This window comes from Lysobacter antibioticus, assembly GCF_001442535.1.
GTDB lineage: Bacteria > Pseudomonadota > Gammaproteobacteria > Xanthomonadales > Xanthomonadaceae > Lysobacter > Lysobacter antibioticus.
Map to the genome: position 1 here is coordinate 2663204 of NZ_CP013141.1, position 19792 is coordinate 2682995.

The window sequence follows — 19792 nt, forward strand, 5'->3', positions numbered from 1 at the left end:
CGGCTGTTCGCGACTGAGGTATCGGCAAGCCGTGCCGTCTGCATCTCAACAGGGGTGCACTTCAGTCATTCGATGCGAGGCAACCACCATGTCCATGAATGGCGGCGAGGCCGCTCGTCCGCAGTCAGGCGCCGCCGTGGTCGCAGCCGACGCCAGGAGCGCTTCGCCGACTCCGCCGATCCGGCAGCGGTTCGCCCGACATACTGATGTCATCGATGTCCGACACCTTGTCGTGCGGCATTCTTCTGTTCGACGCGTCTTCGTCCGTCACGCTTTCGACCGCCCGGCCCTTCTCTCGCCGCTGCCGCCTGCGGCATCCGGCCAGCCCATCGCGCTTCGCGCGGGAACCAGCGCCCCACTGCGTCGGCCGAGTCGTCGGCCAACGCATTTCTCCGCAACAACCCACACGGGTCGCCGAAACCAGGCCTGACGACGACACAGGCCTGTGCGTGCGGATCGGGCGATCACTTCAGCGCCCGGCCACCGATGCGCGGGCGACTTCCCTTCAAACACGGAAGCTAAGAGGAGACTCTGATGGCCACCCCAGGTGCAAGCGGTTTTCGCCGGCGAATCACGCTCGGCGCGTTGTTGTTGTTCGGAAGCTTGATCGGATCCCAATCCGCGTTCGCGGCGCAGCGGACTGTGCAACTCAGCGAAGACGACGTCGTCACCAAACGCGTGCCGACCACGCGCTCGGCGCTGTTGGCCTCGCCCGGCAATCGCGTCTGCGAAGTCGGCGCGAAATGGGTCCGGGTCGGCTTCAAGGAACTGGTACTGCAGGGCTACGACTCGCTCAAGATCACCAGTTCCGGCGGCGACCGCTACGTCTTCCAGGGCGACCACTGGAACGACCGCGCCTTCCACTCCCGCGCCTTTCGCGGCGAGTGCGTGGTCATCGAGCCCTACTTCGGCCACCCCGACAGCCGCTACACCGTCGACAGCTACGATTTCGGCACCAAGGACCTCAGCCTGACCACGGTCACCGTGGCCGGCGCGGGCGACATCTGCGACAGCTCGCCGGCCGACTGCGGCAAAACCTCGGACCTGATCGTGGCGATCAATCCGACCGCAGTGTTCACCGCCGGCGACAACGCCTACGGCAGCGGCACCCTGTCGGAATACAACAACCTCTACCACTCGCGCTGGGGTCGCTTCAAAGGCCTGACCCGGCCCACGCCCGGCAACCACGACTATCAAACCACCGGCGCAAAGGGCTACTTCGACTATTACAACGGCATGGACCAAGCGACCGGCCCGGCCGGGGATCGCAGCAAGGGCTATTACAGCTACGACGTCGGCGACTGGCACTTCATCGCCCTCAACACCATGTCCGGCGGCAGCGTCGCCTCCGCCCAGCTGACCTGGCTGAGCAACGACCTGGCCGCCAACACCAAGCCCTGCACCGCGGCATATTTTCATCATCCGCTGATCAGCCGCGGCAATTACGACGGCTATAGCTCGGTGAAACCGATCTACGACCGCCTGTATGCGGCCAAGGCCGACCTGGTGATGGTCGGCCACGACCATAACTATCAGCGCTACGGAAAGATGGACGGCAGCGGCACCGCCAAGACCGACGGCCTGCGCCAGATTCTGGTCGGCACCGGCGGACGCGACTTCTACTCGCTCAGCGGCAGCCATACGCTGTTGCAGGCCAGCCAGGCCCACACCTGGGGCGTGCTCAAGCTGACCCTGACCGCTACCGGCTATACCGGCGACTTCGTGCCCGTGGCCGGCAAGACCTGGACCGACAATTTCTCCGGCACCTGCAACAAGGCGCAGACCGGCAACCTGCCGCCGGTGGCGAACTTCAATTCGGCGACCAACGGCCTGACCGCCAACTTCACCGATGCCTCCAGCGACAGCGACGGCAGCATCGCCTCGCGCGCATGGAATTTCGGCGACGGCAGCAGCTCGACCGCGACCAACCCCAGCCATGCCTACGCCAGCGCCGGCACCTACTCGGTGTCGCTGACGGTCACCGACAACGGCGGCGCCACCCACAGCGTGACCAAGTCGGTCACGGTCGTGGCACCGGGCAACGCCAATCCGATCGCGGCCTTCACCTTCACTACTTCCAACCTGACCGCGGTGTTCACCGATGCCTCGACCGATTCGGACGGCAGCATCGCCGCACGCGAATGGAATTTCGGCGACGGCATCACCTCGACCACCACCAGTCCTTCGCATACCTATGCGGCAACCGGCACCTATACCGTGTCGCTGAAGGCGACCGACGACGACGGCGCGAGCCACACCGTAAGCAAGTCGGTGACCGTGACCGCCGCGCCGACCGGCAACGTACTCAGCAACGGCGTGCCGGCGACCGGCATCGCCGGCGCCAAGGACAGCGAGCAGTTCTGGACCTTGGCGGTCCCGACCGGAGCGACCGGCCTGAAGTTCGTCACCGCCGACGGCAGCGGCGATGCCGACCTGTACGTGAAGTTCGGCGCGAAGCCGACCACCGCCAGCTACGACTGCAAGTCGGACGGCAGCAGCAACGCCGAAACCTGCTCGATCGCCACCGCCCAGGCCGGCACTTATCACGTAATGATCAAGGCCTATGCGGCGATTTCCGGAGTGTCGCTGACCGGTAGCTTTGCCAGCGGCCCGTCCGGCGGCGTGGTCTGGAGCAACGGCGGCCTCAGCACCGGCGCCACCGCCAAGGACGGCACCGCCGCGCCCTCGGGCACGACCTGGAGCGAGTTGCAGAACGACACCGGCAACACCGCCGAAAGCAACACCACCACCGGTTACGCCGTCAGCAACGCGACGTATCGTCTGGCCGACGATTTCGTGGTGCCGAGCGGGCAGAGCTGGACCCTGTCCTCGGTCGACGTCTACGCCTACAAGACCAGCTACAGCGGCTCCGGCTCGCCGTTCACCGCGGGCGTGTTGCAGGTCTGGCGCGGCCGGCCCGGCGACGCGGGCAGCACCTTGCTATGCGGCAGCACCAGCAGCAACGTGCAGGCGTCCTCAACCGATGCGCGGATCTATCGCACCGGCAACAGCTTGTATCCGTCCCCCGGCAGCGCCACCGTCACCACACGCAAGGTCTGGCGCAACCGCCTGAGCATGCCGGCAGCTTGCGCGGGCAACGGCTTCTTCAGCGCAGGCAGTTACTGGCTCGTGTGGGGCAGCACCGACAGCAGCGCCGGCGCGCACTTCGCTCCGCCGATGACCGTAGTCGGCGCGCGCGGCCGCTCCGGCGCCAACGCCCGCCAGTACGATGTGTCGGCCGGCACCTGGAGTTCCCTGATCGATGTCGGCAACCCGTCCTCCGCGCCGGACGTCGCCCAGGAGCTACCCTTCGATCTCATCGGCACGACGCAGTAAAGCGCAGGCCCGGGTCGCCGCCGGCGATCCGGGCCGTTCTATGCTCGACCGACGCAGGCGACGTCGCCTGCGTCCTCGCGACAGAGAGACTCGAATGAACCACAACGCTTACCGCCTGGCCATCGCATCCCTCATCGTCGCGGCCTGTTTGCTGGCCGCTTGCGAACGCCAGGACGCCGCGCCGCAAGGCCGAGCCGCGGCACCCTCGCCGGCCGCCGTGCCGCGCAAGGACAATACGGTCATGGCGGTATCGACCTCGCCGGCGGTATCGATCACCGGTGTCGAACTCGGCAGCGCGCCGATGCGGCCGCAGGACCTGCCCAAACGGCAGAAGACCTTCACCACCGGCGACACCGTGGTGGTGACGATCAAGACCGCGACCCGCGACCCGCAGGCGCGCGTCCCCGGCCGCTTGAAGGTGCGCTGGATCGACCCGGCGGGCAAGGTCTTCAATGAAGAAGCCAAGCCGGTGACCTTCAACGGCGCCGGCGTCGACGATTTCCGTGTCGCCGAGCCGATGGGATGGAAGTTGGGCAACTACCGCGTCGAAGTGTCGGTCGATGATGGGCCGGTGGTGCAGGATGGATTCTTCGTTCATTAGGCTTGCGTCGATTGGAGTCCCGGGGCTCCAGGGTAGGAGCGGCGCGAGCCGCGACCGCGCTGTGATGGTCTTGCGGCGCAACGCTCAAGCAAGACCAAGATCTGGATCTGGATCTGGATCTGGATCTGGATCTGGATCTGGATCTGGATCAAACGCCAAAAGCTTCCGCCACTAAAGCGGCGGGTTACTTTCTTTTGTCATAAGCAACAAAAGAAAGGTAACCAAAGAAGTTGCTTTTCTTTGAATCACAGGCCCGCACGTTCGATGCCGACGCAGGGATTTTTCATACGGGACATCCCTGTCCCGATGAAAAACGGCCCGCATCCCTGCGGGCCGCCCTCTGGGTCTTCTATTGCCTTCGCTAGTGCGAGGCGACGCACAGCAACAGCAACAGCAACAGCAACATCTTTACGGCAACCGCAACAGCAACAGCAATCGTAGCCAGGCGGTTGCTGTTGCTGTTGCTGTTGCTGTTGCCGTGAAAGCTTGGCGCAGCTCCGATCTCGCGATGCGACCGTAGACCCGGAGGGCGGCGCACAGGACGTGCGCCGTTTTCCGATAAGACAAGGATGTCTTATCGGAAAATCCCGGCGCGAGCTGCGTACTCGCAGGGGAGCTTCGTCAAGGAAAGCCCTTTTCTTTGGTTACTTTTCTTTTGGGCCAGCAAAAGAAAGTAACCCGGCCGCGATAGCGGACGGAAGCTTTGCTCTTGCTTGATCTTGCTTGATGGATACATCGCGAGACCGGCGCAGTGTGGTCGCGGCTCGCGCCGCTCCTACCCAAGAGCAGGCACGAACCCGCACCCGTTGCTGTTGCTGTTGCTGTTGCTGTTGCTGTGAAAGCTTGGCGCAGCTCCGATCTCGCGATGCGATCGGAGCCCCGGAGGGCGGCGCACAGGACGTGCGCCGTTTTTCGATAGGACAAGGATGTCCTATCGAAAAATCCCGGCGCGGGCATCGCACTCGTGGCCTGTGCCCTTGCAAGGAGAGCCCGCTCTTTGGTTACCTTTGACCGAAGGGATCCAGGCGGACTTTTGGGCTTAGCAAAAGAAAGTAACCCGGCCGCGCCAGCGGACGGAAGCTTTGCACTTGCTTCAGCTTGCCTGATGGATAGATCGCGAGACCGAAACAACACGGTCGCGACTCACGTCGCTCCTACACGAGTGGAAGCTTCATGCGTTTGATCCCGATATTGCTTTACGGATACGCCGCGAGGCTGACAGAGCGCGGTCGCGGCTCGCGCCGCTCCTACCCTTTGAAGCCCAGACCACGACGCCGCAACCACCACTCCCCGATCTCGCCCCTCGATGCAGATCGCGCCGCGATCCCCCGCCACGCCGTACCCGATCGGTCAAAATTGCGGCGAACGCTTCACGACTGATGACGCGCACGGAACCCTGGCGCTATGCTCGGGCGATTCCCTGCAGGAGACCGTCCGTGCGCGAGCTGTATCCGGAAATCGAGCCTTACCGCACTCATCGCCTCGCGGTCGACGAGCTGCACGAGCTGCATATCGAGGAATGCGGCAATCCCGACGGCCTGCCGGTGATCTTTCTGCACGGCGGCCCCGGCGCCGGCGTCTCGCCGTACCACCGCCGCTTCTTCGACCCCAAGCGCTATCGCATCGTGCTGTTCGACCAGCGCGGCTCCGGCCGATCCACGCCACACGCCGAACTGCGCGACAACACGACCTGGCATCTGGTCGCCGACATCGAAGCGATCCGCGAGCATTTCGGCATCGAGCGCTGGGTCGTATTCGGCGGTTCCTGGGGTTCGACCCTGGCGCTGGCCTATGCGCAGAGCCACCCCGAGCGTGCGCTCGGCCTGGTCTTGCGCGGCATCTTCCTCGGCAGCACCGGCGAGTTGCGCTGGTTCAACGAACTCGACGGCGGCGCGCGCTGGATTTTCCCGGAGCGCTGGACGCGCTATCTCGAGCATATTCCGCCGCAGGAACGCGACGACATGACCGAGGCCTATTGGCGCCGGCTCGACAGCGACGACGAGGCGGTGCGCCTGGCCGCGGCGCAGGCCTGGAGCTATTGGGAAGGCGGCAGCACCACGCTGGTCCACGACCCCGACGAGGTCGGCAACTTCGAGGAGCCGCATGCGGCGATCAGCGTCGCGCGCGCCGAGGCGCACTACTTCCGTAACCGGGTGTTTCTGGAACCGGACCAGTTGCTGCAGGGGGTGGCGCGCATCCGTCACATCCCCGCGACCATCGTGCACGGGCGCTACGACATCATCTGCCCGGTCAAGAGCGCCTACGACCTCGCCTGTGCCTGGCCCGAGGCCGATTTCCGCGTGGTCCTGGCCGGCCACAGCGCCGCCGATCCGGCGATCGTCGACGTGCTGGTGAGCGCGACCGACGCGCTGGCCGATCGCTACGGCTGAGGCCCGTCGGCGGCAAGCAGGACCGCAAAGCCGGCGGCGTTATCGCGTCGCCAGGCTTTGCCAGCGTTCGAACTCGGCGCGCCCGGTCTGCTCGGCGATATGGCGCAGCCAGCGGCTGAACTCCTGCGGTTGTCCGGCCAATGCATCCCACAGTTCCGGCAGGGGCTTCCAGGCCCAGTCGGAAGCTTCCGCGGGGTCGGGCTGCGGCCGGCCGTCGTAGCGGCCGACAAAGACGTGGTCGTACTCGTGTTCGACCAGGCCGTCGGAGACGTCGAGACGGTAGGTGATGCGGGCCACGTGCCTGAGCTCGCACTCGAAACCCATCTCCTCGCGCAGGCGGCGCCGTGCTGCGGCATCGGTGGCCTCGCCTTCGCGCGGATGGCCGCAACAGCTGTTGCTCCACAAACCGCCGGAGTGGTATTTGCCGTCGGCGCGACGCTGCAGCAGCCAGCGCCCCTGGGCATCGAACACGAACACCGAGAACGCGCGGTGCAGCAGCCCTTGCCGGTGCACCTGCATCTTCTCGCCGACGCCGATGGCCTGGTCTTGGTCGTCGACCAGGATGAGCATCTCGTTCATATCGCTCTCGTTCGCTGCATGAGCGCGACTATGCCAGCCCCCGCGTTCGGGTACGTGCGCTCAATCACGGGCGGGGCATGAAACCGGCCGAATCGGCACAGCGCGGCATCGTCGGGCACGGTCGCAGCGAGGTGCCTGCGGCGGGTTGCGGATCCGCAAAAACAAACGGCCCCGCCGAGGCGGGGCCGCTGCGTTCGGCCGATGTCGCGGCCGGCTTACTTGTCGATGCGGGCCGGGTCGCGGCTGGTCGAGCTGGCGCCCTTGTTGTCGGTGGTCGGGGCCGGCGGTTCGCCGCCTAAGTCGGCATCACCCAACTTTCCGTCGAGAAACGCTTGCTTGCACACACGTGCGAACAGATTGGCCGAATAGGGGTTAAAGCACTTGCGGTTGACGACTTGGTAGTCGCCGGTGGCGGGATTGACCGGCCTCCAGCAGTCCTGCGGCACGCCGATCTTGCAGAACAAGAACGGGTTGTTGCCGTAGTACGGAATGAACTCGTTGGCGAAGACGCTCGAGGACGCCATCAGCAACACGATCGACAGACAAAGCTTTTTCATGAGACCTCTCCTTAGTGTGAACTCGATTTCCTGTATTGCAGACCGGCGCGTCGCTCCCCTCGCCTGGATTCGCGGTCGAAACCCTCGAATCGGCCCCCGGGGCCCTACGCTTCCCCTTGCCGCCGCAGCCTTCACGGCTTGAGCTTCGAGGCGAAGACTAGCCGATGAGCCTGGGCCAGGCAAAGGCCGGCCCCTGCAAAGATTATCGCCGAGCCCTGTCGCAAGGGCCACGACGGCCCGGCTGGCAGGGGCGGATCTCCTGGCACCCCGTCGCCGGGCCGCACCGAATACCACCATCCGGCCACTCCGCGCCGGCAGCGGGCCCGATCCCGCCCAAACACCCGAAACCCGTGGGTCGGCCAGCCGGCCCGAACGCTCGCAGGCGGCGACTTATGTGGACGAATACGGCGGCTCTGGTCCGGACCGGTCAGGCCTCGCGGCCGCGGCAGGATGAATGAGGGGCGGCGCCACCGCACCGGCGGGGGCCGACGGGTCGTCGCGACGGCTCCTCGGGTAAAAACCCGGGCAACAAAAAACCCCGCCGGGGCGGGGTTCTTCGTTGGATCGTCGCATCGGTGCCGACTGCGATGATCGATGTAGTGGTGCCCAGGAGAGGACTCGAACCTCCACGGTTTTACCCGCTAGTACCTGAAACTAGTGCGTCTACCAATTCCGCCACCTGGGCCTGCCGCAACACGTTCAGTACTGCGGGGCGCGTATGTTGCGTTGCGGCGGGTCGGCTGTCAACGGTTTTGTCACAACTTATTTCAACCAGCATTTAAGGCAAGGTCGGGAAGGCCGCGCCCGAGCCATCGCGCTCGCGAGGACTGCAGCGCAAGGCCCGCGCCATCCGCGCGGCGACGAAGTCGCTCCGCCGCGAGCCCCGGCGAACGGCGCTGAACGCTCCGCTTGCTGTGCTCCATTGCCGATGCCCGGTTCCATCCGATCCAGCCGCGTTGGGACCGCGCAGCGGCGCTGCATGGCCGCGCCTGCGGCTTGATGCCCCCTCGCCGCCGGGCTAAGGTCCGCGAACATCCTGAACCGCGGGCGGCGCATCGTGCGTCGCCCGTTCTTGCTTTGGAGATCCACCCATGAACCCGAACCACCTGCCCCATCCCTCCGGGCTACCTCCTCCGCTGACCCTGTCGCGCCTGGACTGCGACCGGCTCGAAGCCCTGCTGGAACAGCCGATCGCCGCCGCCCTCGACACCCGCGGCCTGCGCCGCGAACTCGACCGCGCCGACCTCGTCGAACCGGCGCAGATGCCGGCCGACATCATCACCATGAATTCGGTGATCCGCTTCGTCGACGAGAGCAACGGCGAAGAACGCGAAGTCACCCTGGTGTATCCGCGCGACGCCGACGGCAGCTTCGAGCGCATCTCGATCCTGGCGCCGATCGGCACCGCCCTGCTCGGCCTGTCGGTCGGTGCCCGCATCGATTGGCCCCTGCCCGGCGGCCGCAGCGCACGACTGCGCGTGCTCGCCCTGCGCTACCAGCCCGAAGCCGCGGGCGATCTGCACCGCTGAGCGGGGCCTCAGGAGCAGCGCCCACAAGGATTTGCTGCGGTCGTCCATCGTCGCTGCGATACCGCGGCAACTTGCGATCCATCGGCGGCCGGCAGGACGCCGGCCGCGAGGGCGACGGTCCTCGACAGGTTCGCGGCGATCTGAAACCCCGCGGTCGCGGCTTGCGCCGCTCCTACCCAGGAGCGGCGTCGCAAAGGGGTAGGAGCGGCGCGAGCCGCGACCGCGACACCGCAGCGACGGCGAGCTATCAACGACAGGCAGAAAAACGGCTACGTGAACGGCGGCCGTCGTTGCATACGCGGCGGCCTGAAACCACGCGGTCGCGGCTTGCGCCGCTCCTGCCCTGCACCGCGCCGGCTCAGACGGCGCAGGACGCCGGCGCAGCGAGGCTGAAGCCCACCGTCGTCGCGCCCTCTTCGCTGTTGGCGAATACTTCCCCGCCGTGCAGGACCGCAATCGCCTTGACGATCGACAGGCCCAGGCCGTGGTGGCGTTCGCCGCGGTGTTCGCGCGCGGCGTCGACGCGATAGAAACGATCGAACATGCGCACCAGATGCTCGGAGGCCACCGAGGAGCCCTGGTTGCGCACCGCGACGCGGGCGCCTTCGCCGCCGTTGCCGAGCTCGACCACGATCTCCGAGCCCGGGGTCGCGTGCTGCACGGCGTTATGCAGCAGGTTGGTCATGGCGCGGCGGAACAGCGCGGTGTCGATCCAGGCGTCGGCGGTGCCGTCGATGCGCAGGCGCATACCGGCTTCTTCCAGCAGATATTCGAGGAACTCGCCGGTCTTGGCGACTTCGTCGGCGAGCGCCACGCAGACCCGGTCCAGGGCGATATCGCCCTGGTCGGCGCGCGACAGGAACAGCATGTCGTTGACGATGCAGCGCATGCGTTCGAGTTCTTCCAGGTTCGACTGCAGCACGTCCTCGAGCTGGGCGGCTTCGCGCGGGCGCGACAGCGCTACCTGGGTCTGGCCCATCAGATTGGTCAGCGGCGTGCGCAACTCGTGGGCGACGTCGGCGTTGAACGCGTCCAGGCGCGTGTAGGCGCCTTCGAGCCGGTCGAGGGCGCCATTGAAGGCGCCGGTCAGATGGCCGAGCTCGGGCGGCAACTGCGCCGGCTGCAGACGTTGCGAAAGGTTGCTCGGGCTCAGCGCCTGCGCCTGGCTCGACAAACGCTGCAAGGGCCGCAGGCCGACCCGCGCGATCCAGTGGCCGAGCAAGGCCACCACGGCGGTGCCGACCACGCCGAGCACCACCAGCGCCAGCACGAACGAGCGCAAGGCCGACACGTAAGGCCAGGAATCGATGCCGATCCACAGCCGCACCGCCGGCCGTTCGCCATGCGCGGGAATCAATTCGTTGAGGGTGCGGTACGGCGCCGAGTGGCCGCCCAGCCACAGGCGGCCCATGCCGTGGTCGCCCTTGCGCGGCACGTCCACCTCCGGCTCGCCGCTGCCGATGCGGAAACCGGCATCGCCGCTCCAGGCCCAGATGCGGATGCTGCGATCGCTGGAGGTCAGGTTCTCGACCTTATCCTGCACCTTGTACCAACGCGCGCGATTGTCGCACATGGCGACGCTGCCGGCGACCGAACGCAGCTTGGTCTCCAGCTCGGCGCGCTGGTAACGCACGATCTGGTTTTCCAGCACCTGGTACAGGGTGACGCCGACCAGGGTGAACACCAACAGCGCGGCAAGCGCGAACATCGCCGCCAGGCGCTGGGCGATGGAGATGTCGCTGAAAGGCCTCATGCCGATGCCCGCCCCGGCGGCGACGGTCCTTCGCCCTGCTCGCCCTCGCGCGCCTCCAGCACGTAGCCCATGCCGCGCACGGTGTGCAGCAACTTGTCGCGGAAGGGGCCGTCGATCTTGGTGCGAAGGCGCTTGATCGCGACCTCGACCACGTTGGTGTGGCTGTCGAAATTGATGTCCCAGACCTGCGCGGCAATCACCGTCTTCGACAGGATCTGGCCGCGGCGCTGCGCCAGCAGGGCCAGCAAGGCGAATTCCTTGCCGGTCAGGTCGAGGCGGCAGCCGTCGCGATGAGCGCGGCGCGCGATCAGGTTGATCGACAGATCGCCGATCTGCAGCTCGGTCGGCTCCTGCTGACGGCCGCGCCGCACCAGCGCCTGCAGGCGCGCCAACAACTCGATGAAAGAGAACGGCTTGACCAGGTAATCGTCGGCGCCGGCGCCGAGACCGTGGACGCGGTCGTCGATGCGGTCGCGCGCGGTCAGCATGATCACCGGCGTCTGCTTGCGCGTGCGCAGCTCGCGCAGCACCGCGAAGCCGTCCATGCCGGGCAGCATCACATCGAGCACGATCACGTCGTAATCGAGCTCGCGCGCCAGGTGCAGGCCGGACACTCCGTCGCGGGCGACGTCGACCGCCCAGCCCTGCTCGGCCAGGCCGTCGCGCAGGTAATCGGCGGTCTTGACTTCGTCTTCGACGATCAGCAGCTTCATCGCGACACCGAGCTTGCGGGCAGTACCTGGGCCGACATCGTACCGCCGCTCAGGCCGTCGCCGCTGCGGCCGGGTCGGCCGGCCCAGGCGAGGCCGCCTGCGCCGCCTCGCGGCGACGGCGCAGGAACAGCCGGTCCAGCGCCAGATAGATCACCGGCGTGCTGTACAGGGTCAGGACCTGGCTGATCAACAGGCCGCCGACCACCGCCACGCCGAGCGGCTGGCGCAGCTCCGCGCCGGTGCCGAAGCCGATCATCAGCGGGATCGCGCCGAGCAAGGCCGCCAGGGTGGTCATCATGATCGGGCGGAACCGGGTCAGGCAGGCCTCGTGGATCGCCGCGGTCGGCGACAGGCCGCGCCGGCGTTGCGCATCCAGGGCGAAGTCGACCAGCAAAATGCCGTTCTTCTTGACGATGCCGATCAGCAACACGATGCCGATCAGGGCCATGATCGAGAAATCCAGGCGCCACACCCATAGCAGCAAGACCGCGCCGATGCCGGCCGACGGCAGGGTCGACAGGATCGTCAGCGGGTGGACGAAGCTCTCGTAGAGCACGCCGAGGATGATGTAGACCGCGAGCAAGGCGGCCAGGATCAGCAACGGCTGGGTCGCCAGCGAGTCCTGGAAGGCCTGCGCCGAGCCCTGGAAATTGCCGCTGACGCTGCTCGGCACGCCGATCTCGGCGCGGGCCCGCTCGAGCGCGGCGACCGCATCGCCGAGAGCGACGCCGGTGGCGAGGTTGAAGGAGATGTTGACCGCCGGCGACAGGCCGTTGTGGCTGATCGACAAGGGCCCGTTGCCGGGCGGCTCGACCCGCGCCACCGCCGACAGCGGCACCATCTCGCCGGTGGTGGCCGAACGCAGATGGAAGTAAGCCAGGCTGTCGATGCTGTCGCGCATGCGCGGGTCGATTTCGAGGATCACCCGGTATTGGTTGGTCTCGGTCTGGAATTCGTTGATCTGGCGCTGGCCGTAGGCGTCGTACAGCGCGTTGTCGATATCCTGGGCGCTGAGGCCGAAACGCGCCGCGGCGGTGCGGTCGATCGCCAGACGCACGATGCTGGCGCCGATCTTCTGGTCGTTGGACACATCGCGCAGCTCCGGCAGCGCCGCCAGGCGCTGGGTCAGGCGGTCGGCCCACTGTCCCAGTTCGGCGCTGTCGGCGCCGCGCAGGGCGTACAGGTACTGAGTGCGCGAGGGCCCGGCGCCGATGTTGATGTCCTGCGCCGAACGCATGAAGATCGTGATGCCCGGCACCTGCGACAGCTTGCTGCGCATGCGGTCGATGAACTCGTCGGCGGACACGTCGCGGTCGCCGCGGTCCTTGAGCACGAACCAGAACCGGCCGTTGGACATGGTCGAGCTGCCGGCGGTGGCGCCGACCGAATGGCCCCAGCTCTGCAAGGCCGGGTCCTGCGCGGCGAGCTGCGCCAGTTGCTTGTGCTTGGCGACCATATCCTCGTAGGAAATGTCCTGCGCGGCCTCGGTGGTGGCGAACACGAAGGCGGTGTCCTGCGAGGGAAAGAAGCCTTTCGGGATCAGGGCATAGGAGGCGACCGCGATCGCCACGGTCAGGCCGAAACCGGCCAGCATCAGACGTTGATGGGCCAGCGCCCATTGCAGGCTGCGGTCGTAGCCGGCGAGCAACCGTCCCGACCAGGTGCCGGCGGCATCGGCATGGCCGGAGGACTTGCGCATGAAGCGCGAGGCCAGCATCGGCGCCAAGGTCAGCGAGGCCACGATCGAGATCAGGATCGCCACGGTCACGGTCAGCGCGAACTCGGCGAACAGGCGCCCGACCACGCCCCCCATGAACAACAAGGGGATGAAGGCGGCGATCAGCGACACGCCGATGGTCACCACGGTGAAGCCGATCTCGCTGGCGCCCTGCAGCGCCGCCTGCAGCATCGGCATGCCGGCTTCGCGATGACGGTGAATGTTCTCGACCACGACGATGGCGTCGTCGACGACGAAACCCACCGCGATCACCAGCGCCACCAACGTGAGGTTGTTGAGAGTGAAACCCAGGGCGTACATCGCCGCGAACGTGGCCACCAGGGCCACCACCAGCACCGCGCCGACGATCAGGGTGGCGGAAAGTTCGCGCAGGAACAGGCCCATCACCACGACCACCAGCAGCACGGTCAGGACCAGGGTCAGCTCGACGTCGTGCAACGAAGCGCGAATGGTGCGGGTGCGGTCGTTGAAGACTTCGACCTCGACGCTCGCCGGCAGATTGGCGCGCAACCGCGGCAGCGCTTCGAGCACCGCGTCGGTGGTCTTGATGATGTTGGCGCCGGGCTGGCGAAACACCACCAGCATCACCCCGTCCTTGCCGTTCGGCCAGGCGCGCACGTAGTCGTTCTCGCCGCCGAAACTGATCCGGGCGACGTCGCCCAGGCGCACCGGCGCGCCGTTGCGGTAGGTCACCACCAGGCGCTCGTAGTCCTCGGCCTTGAACAACTGGTCGTTGGTTTCCAGGGTCGACATGCGCCGCGCGCCGACCACCGCGCCCTTGGCCTGGTTGACGCTGGCGCTCTGGGCGACGTTGCGCAGGTCCGCCAGGGTCAGGCCGATCGCGGCCAGACGCTCGGGCGCGGCCTGGATGCGCATGGCCGGCCGCACCTGGCCGGCGATGAAGACCTCCGACACGCCGTCGACCTGACTCAGGCTGCGCGCGAAGCGGGTCTCGGCGATATCGCTGAGCTCGCTCAGCGGCATCAGCGGCGAGTGCATGCTCAGGATCAGGATCGGGCTGTCGGCGGGATTGATCTTGGTCCAGCGCGGCAGGCTCGGCATGTCGCGCGGCAGGCGCCCGGAGACGTTGTTGAGCGCCGCCTGCACTTCCTGGGCGGCGGTGTCGATGCTCTTGTCGAGCGCGAACTGCAAGGTGATGGAGGTGCTGCCCAGGGCGCTGGTCGAGGTCATCTCGCTGATGCCCGGCACCGAGGTCAGCTGCGTCTCCAGCGGCGTCGCCACCGCCGAGGCCATGGTCTCGGCGCTGGCGCCGGGCAGCGAGGCATCGATGCGGATGGTCGGGAACTCGGCCTGCGGCAATGGCGCCACCGGCAGCCGCGGCAAGGCGAACAGGCCGAGCAACAGCACCGCCGCGGTCAGCAGCGTGGTCGCGACCGGATGGCGGACGAACCAGCCGGAGATCGAAACGCGACCGCTCACGGCGCCCCCGCCACGCGCGCCGCCACGGCGTTGCCCGGCGCGGCGCGTACGCTCGGCGCGGTCGGCGCCACGGTCATGCCGGGCTTGAGTCGCGACTGGCCGTCGCGCACCACCACGTCGCCGGCCTGCAGGCCGCTGACCACGGCGAGTTTGTCGTCCTGGTACTCGATCCGCACCGGCACCAGCGCGACCTTGTTGCCGGCCTCGACGCGGTAGACGAAGCTGTCGTCGGCGCCGCGTTGCACCGCTTCGCTCGCGACCACGGTCGCGGCCGCGCTGGTGCCGGTGCGCACGCGCACGCTGACCAGTTGCCCGGGCCACAGGCGGTCCTGCGAATTCTTGAACACCGCGCGGATGCGCACCGTGCCGGTGGCGTCGTCGATCTGGTTGTCGATCACGCTCAACTCGCCTTGCGCCAACACCAGGCCGGCGTCGCGGTCGAGCGCCTGCACCTCGACCGCGCCGGCGGCCTGGGCCTGGCGCAGGCCCGGCAACTGGTCCTGCGGCAGGGTGAACATCACCGAGATCGGATCGACCTGCTGCACCGTGACCAGGCCGTCGTCGTCGCCGGCGCGCACGACATTGCCCGGATCGACGCGGCGCAGGCCGACGCGGCCGTCGATCGGCGACAAGATGCGGGTATGCGACAACTGCACGCGAGTAGCGTCGATCGCCGCCTGGTTGGCCTGCGCGGTGGCCTGCAACTGCTGCACCGAGGCGGCCTGCTGCTCCAGCATCTGGCGCGCGATCAACTGGCTGCCGGACAACTGGCGGAACCGGTCGAGGTCGGATTTCGCCGCGCGCAACTGCGCCGCATCGCGCGCCAGCGCGGCCTGGGCGCCGTCGAGATTCGCGGCGATGCTGCGGTCGTCGATGCGCGCGAGCAACTGCCCGCGCTTGACCTGCTGGCCTTCGCGGAACAGCACCTGGGTCAGCACGCCATCGACCTGCGGGCGCAGCACCGTGCTCTGCAGGGAGGTCACCGTGCCGATGGTCTCCTGCCAATGCGGCACGTCGCGGCGCTCGACCCGCATCGTCGTCACCGGTACCGGCGGCGGTGGCGCCGGCGGCGGCGCGCCGCGGCTGCCGAAAGCGCCCCAGACCAGCCCTCCGGCGACCACCGCGAGCGATGCGGCAGCGGCGAAAACGGTCTTGCGGGCGCGGGGCGAAAGCGTGGAGACGGGCGTGGGCGACATGGCGGCATCCGTGGCGGGTCGATGGAGCGGCGCGCCGGAGCGCGCCGCGACGGCCCGCGAGGGGAGGAAAGCAGACCGTGCGACGACTCTAGGCGGCGGCCACGGACAGCAAGCTGTCGCTTGGCTGACAAATTCGTAAGCTGCGCCGGTTATCGCCGGCCACTTTCATATCAGCCTGCTCGACGACAGTGCCTATCGGCATGGTCGTGTCGACCGGCCGCCGTCAGCGACGGCACGCAAGGCGCGATGCCGCACCGCCAGCACCCGCGCACTTAAGCGAGGCGTGGTCAGCGAGCTTCGTTCAGCGCGGCTTGGCCGCGCGCGGCGCCGGCGGCACCAGTTCGATCTCGAACAGATCCGGCCACAGCTTGCCGGTCACGAACAGACGCTTGCGCGCGCCGTCGTAGGCGATGCCGTTAAGCACGTCGGCACCGCGGGTGCGGGTGCCATGGCGCGCGAGCAGGCCGCCCAGGTCGATGCGGCCGACGACCTGTCCGCTGTTCGGGTCGATGCGGACGATGCTGTCGGTCATCCAGACGTTGGCGAACAGCTCGCCGTCGACCCATTCCAGTTCGTTGAGCTGCGGCACCGGCTTGCCGTTGAAGGTCACCCGGATGCGCGAGCGCTCGCGCAACGACTTCGGGTCGAGCAAGCGGATCTGCGCGGTGCCGTCGCTCATATAGATCGTGTCGGCCGAACGCGCTAGGCCCCAGCCCTCGCCCGGATAGGCGAAGTTGCCGGTCACGGCGAGCCCCGGCAGCTTGACGATGTAACCGGTCTGCGTGGTCCAGGTCAGCACCAGCAATTGCTGACCGCGGTCGGTCAGGCCTTCGCCGAACACCGAGGCCGGCAGATCGGTCTTCTCCAGCACCTTGCCGTCGGCCAGGCGGACCTTGCGCACCGACGAGCGCCCGTACATGCCGGTGCTCTCGTACAGGAAACCGTCCTTGAAGATCAAGCCCTGGGTGAATGCGCCGGCATCGTGCGGATAGCGCGCGACCACCCGGTACGAATACACCGGCACTTCGCGCCCCGGCGCCTGGGCCGTCGCCACCGGCAGCACACTCGCCCCGATCAGGGCCAGGCAGGGGATCAGCGAGGCGGGAAGGCGTGCGCGCAAGGGCATGGCAGTCTCAACGTGGGCGATCGCGGATGCCGAGAATACCGCCTCGCGCCCAAACCGGCTGCCGCAGGGCGCCCGCGCGGGTCCACGCCCCGTCCACGACGCCCCGTCCACATCAGCCCAGCCGTCCCCGGTTAGAATCCCGGCTCAGCCCTACCCCGCCTCAAAGGTTCCATGACTGATCCCGTACGTCCGGTTTTCCACGGCTTCGAACAGATTCCCCTGCGCGAGTACGCCGAGCGCGCCTACCTCGACTACTCGATGTACGTGGTCCTGGACCGCGCCCTGCCCTTCCTCGGCGACGGCCTCAAGCCGGTCCAACGCCGCATCATCTACTCGATGAGCGAGCTCGGCCTCAACGCCGGGGCCAAGCCGAAGAAATCCGCGCGCACCGTCGGCGACGTGATCGGTAAGTACCACCCGCACGGCGACAGCGCCTGTTACGAGGCGATGGTGCTGATGGCGCAGCCGTTCTCGTACCGCTATCCGCTGGTCGAGGGCCAGGGCAACTTCGGTTCCAGCGACGACCCCAAGTCGTTCGCGGCGATGCGCTACACCGAATCCAAGCTGACCCCGATCGCCGAAGTGCTGCTCGGCGAGCTCGGCCAGGGCACGGTCGACTGGACCCCGAACTTCGACGGCACCCTGGAAGAACCGACCTGGATGCCGGCGCGCCTGCCGCACCTGCTGCTCAACGGCACCACCGGCATCGCGGTCGGCATGGCCACCGACGTGCCGCCGCACAATCTCAACGAGATCGTCAGCGCCTGCGTGCGCCTGCTCGACGATCCCGACGCCACCACCCGCGACCTGTGCGAGCACGTGCTGGGCCCGGACTATCCGACCCCGGCCGAGATCATCACCTCGCGCAGCGACCTGTTGGCGATGTACGAGACCGGCCTGGGCAGCGTGCGCGCGCGCGCCATCTTCGAGAAGGACGGCCCGAACATCGTCGTCACCGCGCTGCCCTACCAGGCATCGCCGGGCAAGGTCATCGAACAGATCGCGACCCAGATGCGGGCCAAGAAGCTGCCCTGGCTGGAAGACATCCGCGACGAGTCCGACCACGCCAACCCGACCCGCATCGTGCTGGTGCCGCGCTCCAACCGTGTCGACGTCGAACAGCTCATGGGCCACTTGTTCGCGACCACGGACATGGAGAAGAGCTACCGGATCAACATGAACGTGATCGGCCTGGACGGCCGGCCGCAGGTCAAGGGGCTGAAGGCCTTCCTGAGCGAGTGGCTGAGCTTCCGCACCGACACCGTCACCCGCCGCCTGACCCATCGCCTGGAAAAGGTCGAGCGCCGCCTGCACCTGTTGGAAGGCTTGCTGGTCGCGTTCCTCAACCTGGACGAAGTGATCCGCATCATCCGCAGCGAGGACGAACCGCGCCCGGTGCTGATGAAGCGTTTCGACCTCAGCGAAGAGCAGACCGACTACATCATGGAAACCCGGCTGCGCCAGCTCGCGCGCCTGGAAGAAATGAAGATCCGCGGCGAGCAGGACGAACTGGCCGCCGAGCGCGAACAACTGATCGCCACCCTCGGCAGCAAGGCCAAGCTCAAGAAGCTGATCAAGGACGAGTTGCTCGCCGATGCCAAGAAGTTCGGCGACGCACGCCGTTCGCCGCTGGTCTCGCGCAATGCCGCCCAGGCCTTGTCGGAAACCGAACTGGTCGCCAGCGAACCGATGACCGTGGTCATCAGCGAAAAGGGCTGGGTGCGCGCGGCCAAAGGCCACGAGATCGACGCCGCCACGCTCAGCTATCGCGACGGCGACGGCCTGCTCGGCGCGGCGCGCGGACGCAGCACCCAGCAGGTCGCGTTCCTGGATTCGACCGGCCGTTCCTACTCCACCCTGATCCACGGCCTGCCTTCGGCGCGCGGCAACGGCGAGCCGTTGACGGGCCGTTTCTCGCCGGCACCCGGGGCGTCGTTCCAGACCCTGGCGGCCGGCGACAACGATCAGCGCTTCGTTCTCGCCAGCAGTCACGGCTACGGCTTCGTGACCCGCTTCGAAAACCTGACCGGCCGCAACAAGGCCGGCAAGGCGATGCTGTCGCTGACCCCGAACGCGAAGGTGCTGCAGCCCGCGCAGGTCGGCGACGTCGAACAGGATCGCGTGGTCGCGGTGACCAACGTCGGCCACCTGCTCGCCTTCCCGGTGTCGGAGCTGCCGGAGCTCGACAAGGGCAAGGGCAACAAGATCATCGACATCCCCAAGGCCAAACTCGGCACCGAACGCGTGATCGCGGTCGCCGTGGTCGCCCCGGGCGGCACCCTGACCGTCAAGTCGGGCGCCCGCACCATGAGTCTGTCGTGGAAAGACCTGGAACCCTACCTCGGCGCCCGCGCCACCCGCGGCGGCCTGTTGCCGCGAGGTTGGCAGAAGGTCGAAGGGTTGTCGGTCGAGTAAGCCGGCGCCCACATCACCGCAGACACGACAACGCCCCGCTTCGAGCGGGGCGTTGTCGTTTTGGGGTCCAGGGTCGAACGCGGCGTTGTGGTTGCGCCGGTGCTACCGGCGGAGCGGGACGCTTTGAGTAGGAGCGGCGCAAGCCGCGACAGCTGGAATGGTGAAAGCCACGCCGGTATCCGGAGCGAAGACGCAATCAGACACCGCCGTAAAGCAACCGGCTCCTTGCAGCTTCGGGTGACTACGCTTGCGAAAATTACTTTGGTTGGTCGCGGCTTGCGCCGCTCCTACCCGGTGACGGCGACGCGCTTTGGGGTAGGAGCGGCGCAAGCCGCGACCAACCGAAGAAGCGCAGCACCACACCGATGTCCGGAACCTGGATGCAATCAGACACCGCTGTAAAGCAGCCGGTTCTACGC

Annotated in this window: 12 protein-coding genes and 1 tRNA gene; 5 read left to right on the forward strand and 8 right to left on the reverse strand. The window is 67.3% G+C overall.

Going from position 1 to position 19792, the window contains the following annotated elements; translation table 11 throughout:
* Positions 1-642: 642 nt before the first annotated feature.
* The 3 genes from GLA29479_RS10755 (at position 643) to pip (ending at position 6327) form a co-directional block, all read left to right on the forward strand.
* Positions 643-3336: a PKD domain-containing protein gene (locus GLA29479_RS10755; protein ID WP_169795643.1), complete on the forward strand. Its 2694-nt coding sequence runs from the start codon at positions 643-645 to the stop codon at positions 3334-3336.
* A 94-nt stretch (positions 3337-3430) separates the two neighbouring features.
* A complete protein-coding gene (locus GLA29479_RS10760; protein WP_057971558.1) occupies positions 3431-3937 on the forward strand; it encodes a hypothetical protein in 507 nt (168 codons plus the stop codon).
* 1436 nt (positions 3938-5373) lie between these two features.
* Entirely contained in the window at positions 5374-6327 is a 954-nt protein-coding gene (gene pip / locus GLA29479_RS10765; RefSeq protein WP_057971559.1) for a prolyl aminopeptidase, read from the forward strand.
* Between the two features lie 39 nt (positions 6328-6366).
* Here the strand turns inward: pip and idi are convergent, their stop codons facing one another.
* The 3 genes from idi to GLA29479_RS10780 all read right to left on the reverse strand — a co-directional run bounded on the left by idi (position 6367) and on the right by GLA29479_RS10780 (position 8148).
* Positions 6367-6906, reverse strand: a complete 540-nt coding sequence (gene idi, locus GLA29479_RS10770; protein ID WP_057971560.1) for an isopentenyl-diphosphate Delta-isomerase — start codon at positions 6904-6906, stop codon at positions 6367-6369.
* 215 nt (positions 6907-7121) lie between these two features.
* Positions 7122-7463: a hypothetical protein gene (locus GLA29479_RS10775; protein WP_057971561.1), complete on the reverse strand. Its 342-nt coding sequence runs from the start codon at positions 7461-7463 to the stop codon at positions 7122-7124.
* A 600-nt stretch (positions 7464-8063) separates the two neighbouring features.
* Positions 8064-8148: transfer RNA gene (locus tag GLA29479_RS10780), tRNA-Leu, on the reverse strand.
* Between the two features lie 406 nt (positions 8149-8554).
* Between GLA29479_RS10780 and rnk the strand changes: the two genes are divergently transcribed.
* On the forward strand, positions 8555-8992 hold the full coding sequence (rnk, locus tag GLA29479_RS10785; RefSeq protein ID WP_057971562.1) for a nucleoside diphosphate kinase regulator: 438 nt from the start codon (positions 8555-8557) through the stop codon (positions 8990-8992).
* Between the two features lie 358 nt (positions 8993-9350).
* Here rnk and GLA29479_RS10790 read toward each other — a convergent pair whose 3' ends face one another.
* The 5 genes from GLA29479_RS10790 to GLA29479_RS10810 form a co-directional block, all read right to left on the reverse strand.
* Complete coding sequence (locus GLA29479_RS10790) at positions 9351-10745, reverse strand: heavy metal sensor histidine kinase (protein ID WP_057918562.1); 1395 nt, start codon at positions 10743-10745, stop codon at positions 9351-9353.
* Entirely contained in the window at positions 10742-11458 is a 717-nt protein-coding gene (locus tag GLA29479_RS10795; RefSeq protein WP_057971563.1) for a heavy metal response regulator transcription factor, read from the reverse strand. Before GLA29479_RS10795 ends, GLA29479_RS10790 begins: the two co-directional genes overlap by 4 nt.
* A gap of 49 nt (positions 11459-11507) precedes the next feature.
* Positions 11508-14636, reverse strand: coding sequence for a multidrug efflux RND transporter permease subunit (locus GLA29479_RS10800; protein ID WP_057971564.1), 3129 nt, complete (start codon positions 14634-14636; stop codon positions 11508-11510).
* On the reverse strand, positions 14633-15832 hold the full coding sequence (locus tag GLA29479_RS10805; protein WP_057971565.1) for an efflux RND transporter periplasmic adaptor subunit: 1200 nt from the start codon (positions 15830-15832) through the stop codon (positions 14633-14635). Before GLA29479_RS10805 ends, GLA29479_RS10800 begins: the two co-directional genes overlap by 4 nt.
* 301 nt (positions 15833-16133) lie before the next feature.
* Positions 16134-16958 carry a glutaminyl-peptide cyclotransferase gene (locus tag GLA29479_RS10810; protein WP_082638532.1) on the reverse strand — a complete coding sequence of 275 codons (825 nt, stop codon included), beginning with the start codon at positions 16956-16958 and terminating at the stop codon, positions 16134-16136.
* 171 nt (positions 16959-17129) lie between these two features.
* On the opposite strand from GLA29479_RS10810, the gene parC reads away from it, so the two are divergent.
* A complete protein-coding gene (parC, locus tag GLA29479_RS10815; protein ID WP_031373774.1) occupies positions 17130-19373 on the forward strand; it encodes a DNA topoisomerase IV subunit A in 2244 nt (747 codons plus the stop codon).
* The last annotated feature ends 419 nt before the right edge of the window (positions 19374-19792 follow it).

What these genes read in the sequence shown, in the direction of transcription:
- GLA29479_RS10760 (WP_057971558.1), top strand. Translation starts at nt 3,431, where the DNA reads ATGAACCACAACGCTTACCGCCTGGCCATCGCATCCCTCATCGTCGCG.
- idi (WP_057971560.1), bottom strand. Translation starts at nt 6,906, where the DNA reads ATGAACGAGATGCTCATCCTGGTCGACGACCAAGACCAGGCCATCGGC.
- GLA29479_RS10775 (WP_057971561.1), bottom strand. Translation starts at nt 7,463, where the DNA reads ATGAAAAAGCTTTGTCTGTCGATCGTGTTGCTGATGGCGTCCTCGAGC.
- rnk (WP_057971562.1), top strand. Translation starts at nt 8,555, where the DNA reads ATGAACCCGAACCACCTGCCCCATCCCTCCGGGCTACCTCCTCCGCTG.
- GLA29479_RS10790 (WP_057918562.1), bottom strand. Translation starts at nt 10,745, where the DNA reads ATGAGGCCTTTCAGCGACATCTCCATCGCCCAGCGCCTGGCGGCGATG.
- GLA29479_RS10795 (WP_057971563.1), bottom strand. Translation starts at nt 11,458, where the DNA reads ATGAAGCTGCTGATCGTCGAAGACGAAGTCAAGACCGCCGATTACCTG.
- GLA29479_RS10805 (WP_057971565.1), bottom strand. Translation starts at nt 15,832, where the DNA reads ATGTCGCCCACGCCCGTCTCCACGCTTTCGCCCCGCGCCCGCAAGACC.
- GLA29479_RS10810 (WP_082638532.1), bottom strand. Translation starts at nt 16,958, where the DNA reads ATGCCCTTGCGCGCACGCCTTCCCGCCTCGCTGATCCCCTGCCTGGCC.
- parC (WP_031373774.1), top strand. Translation starts at nt 17,130, where the DNA reads ATGACTGATCCCGTACGTCCGGTTTTCCACGGCTTCGAACAGATTCCC.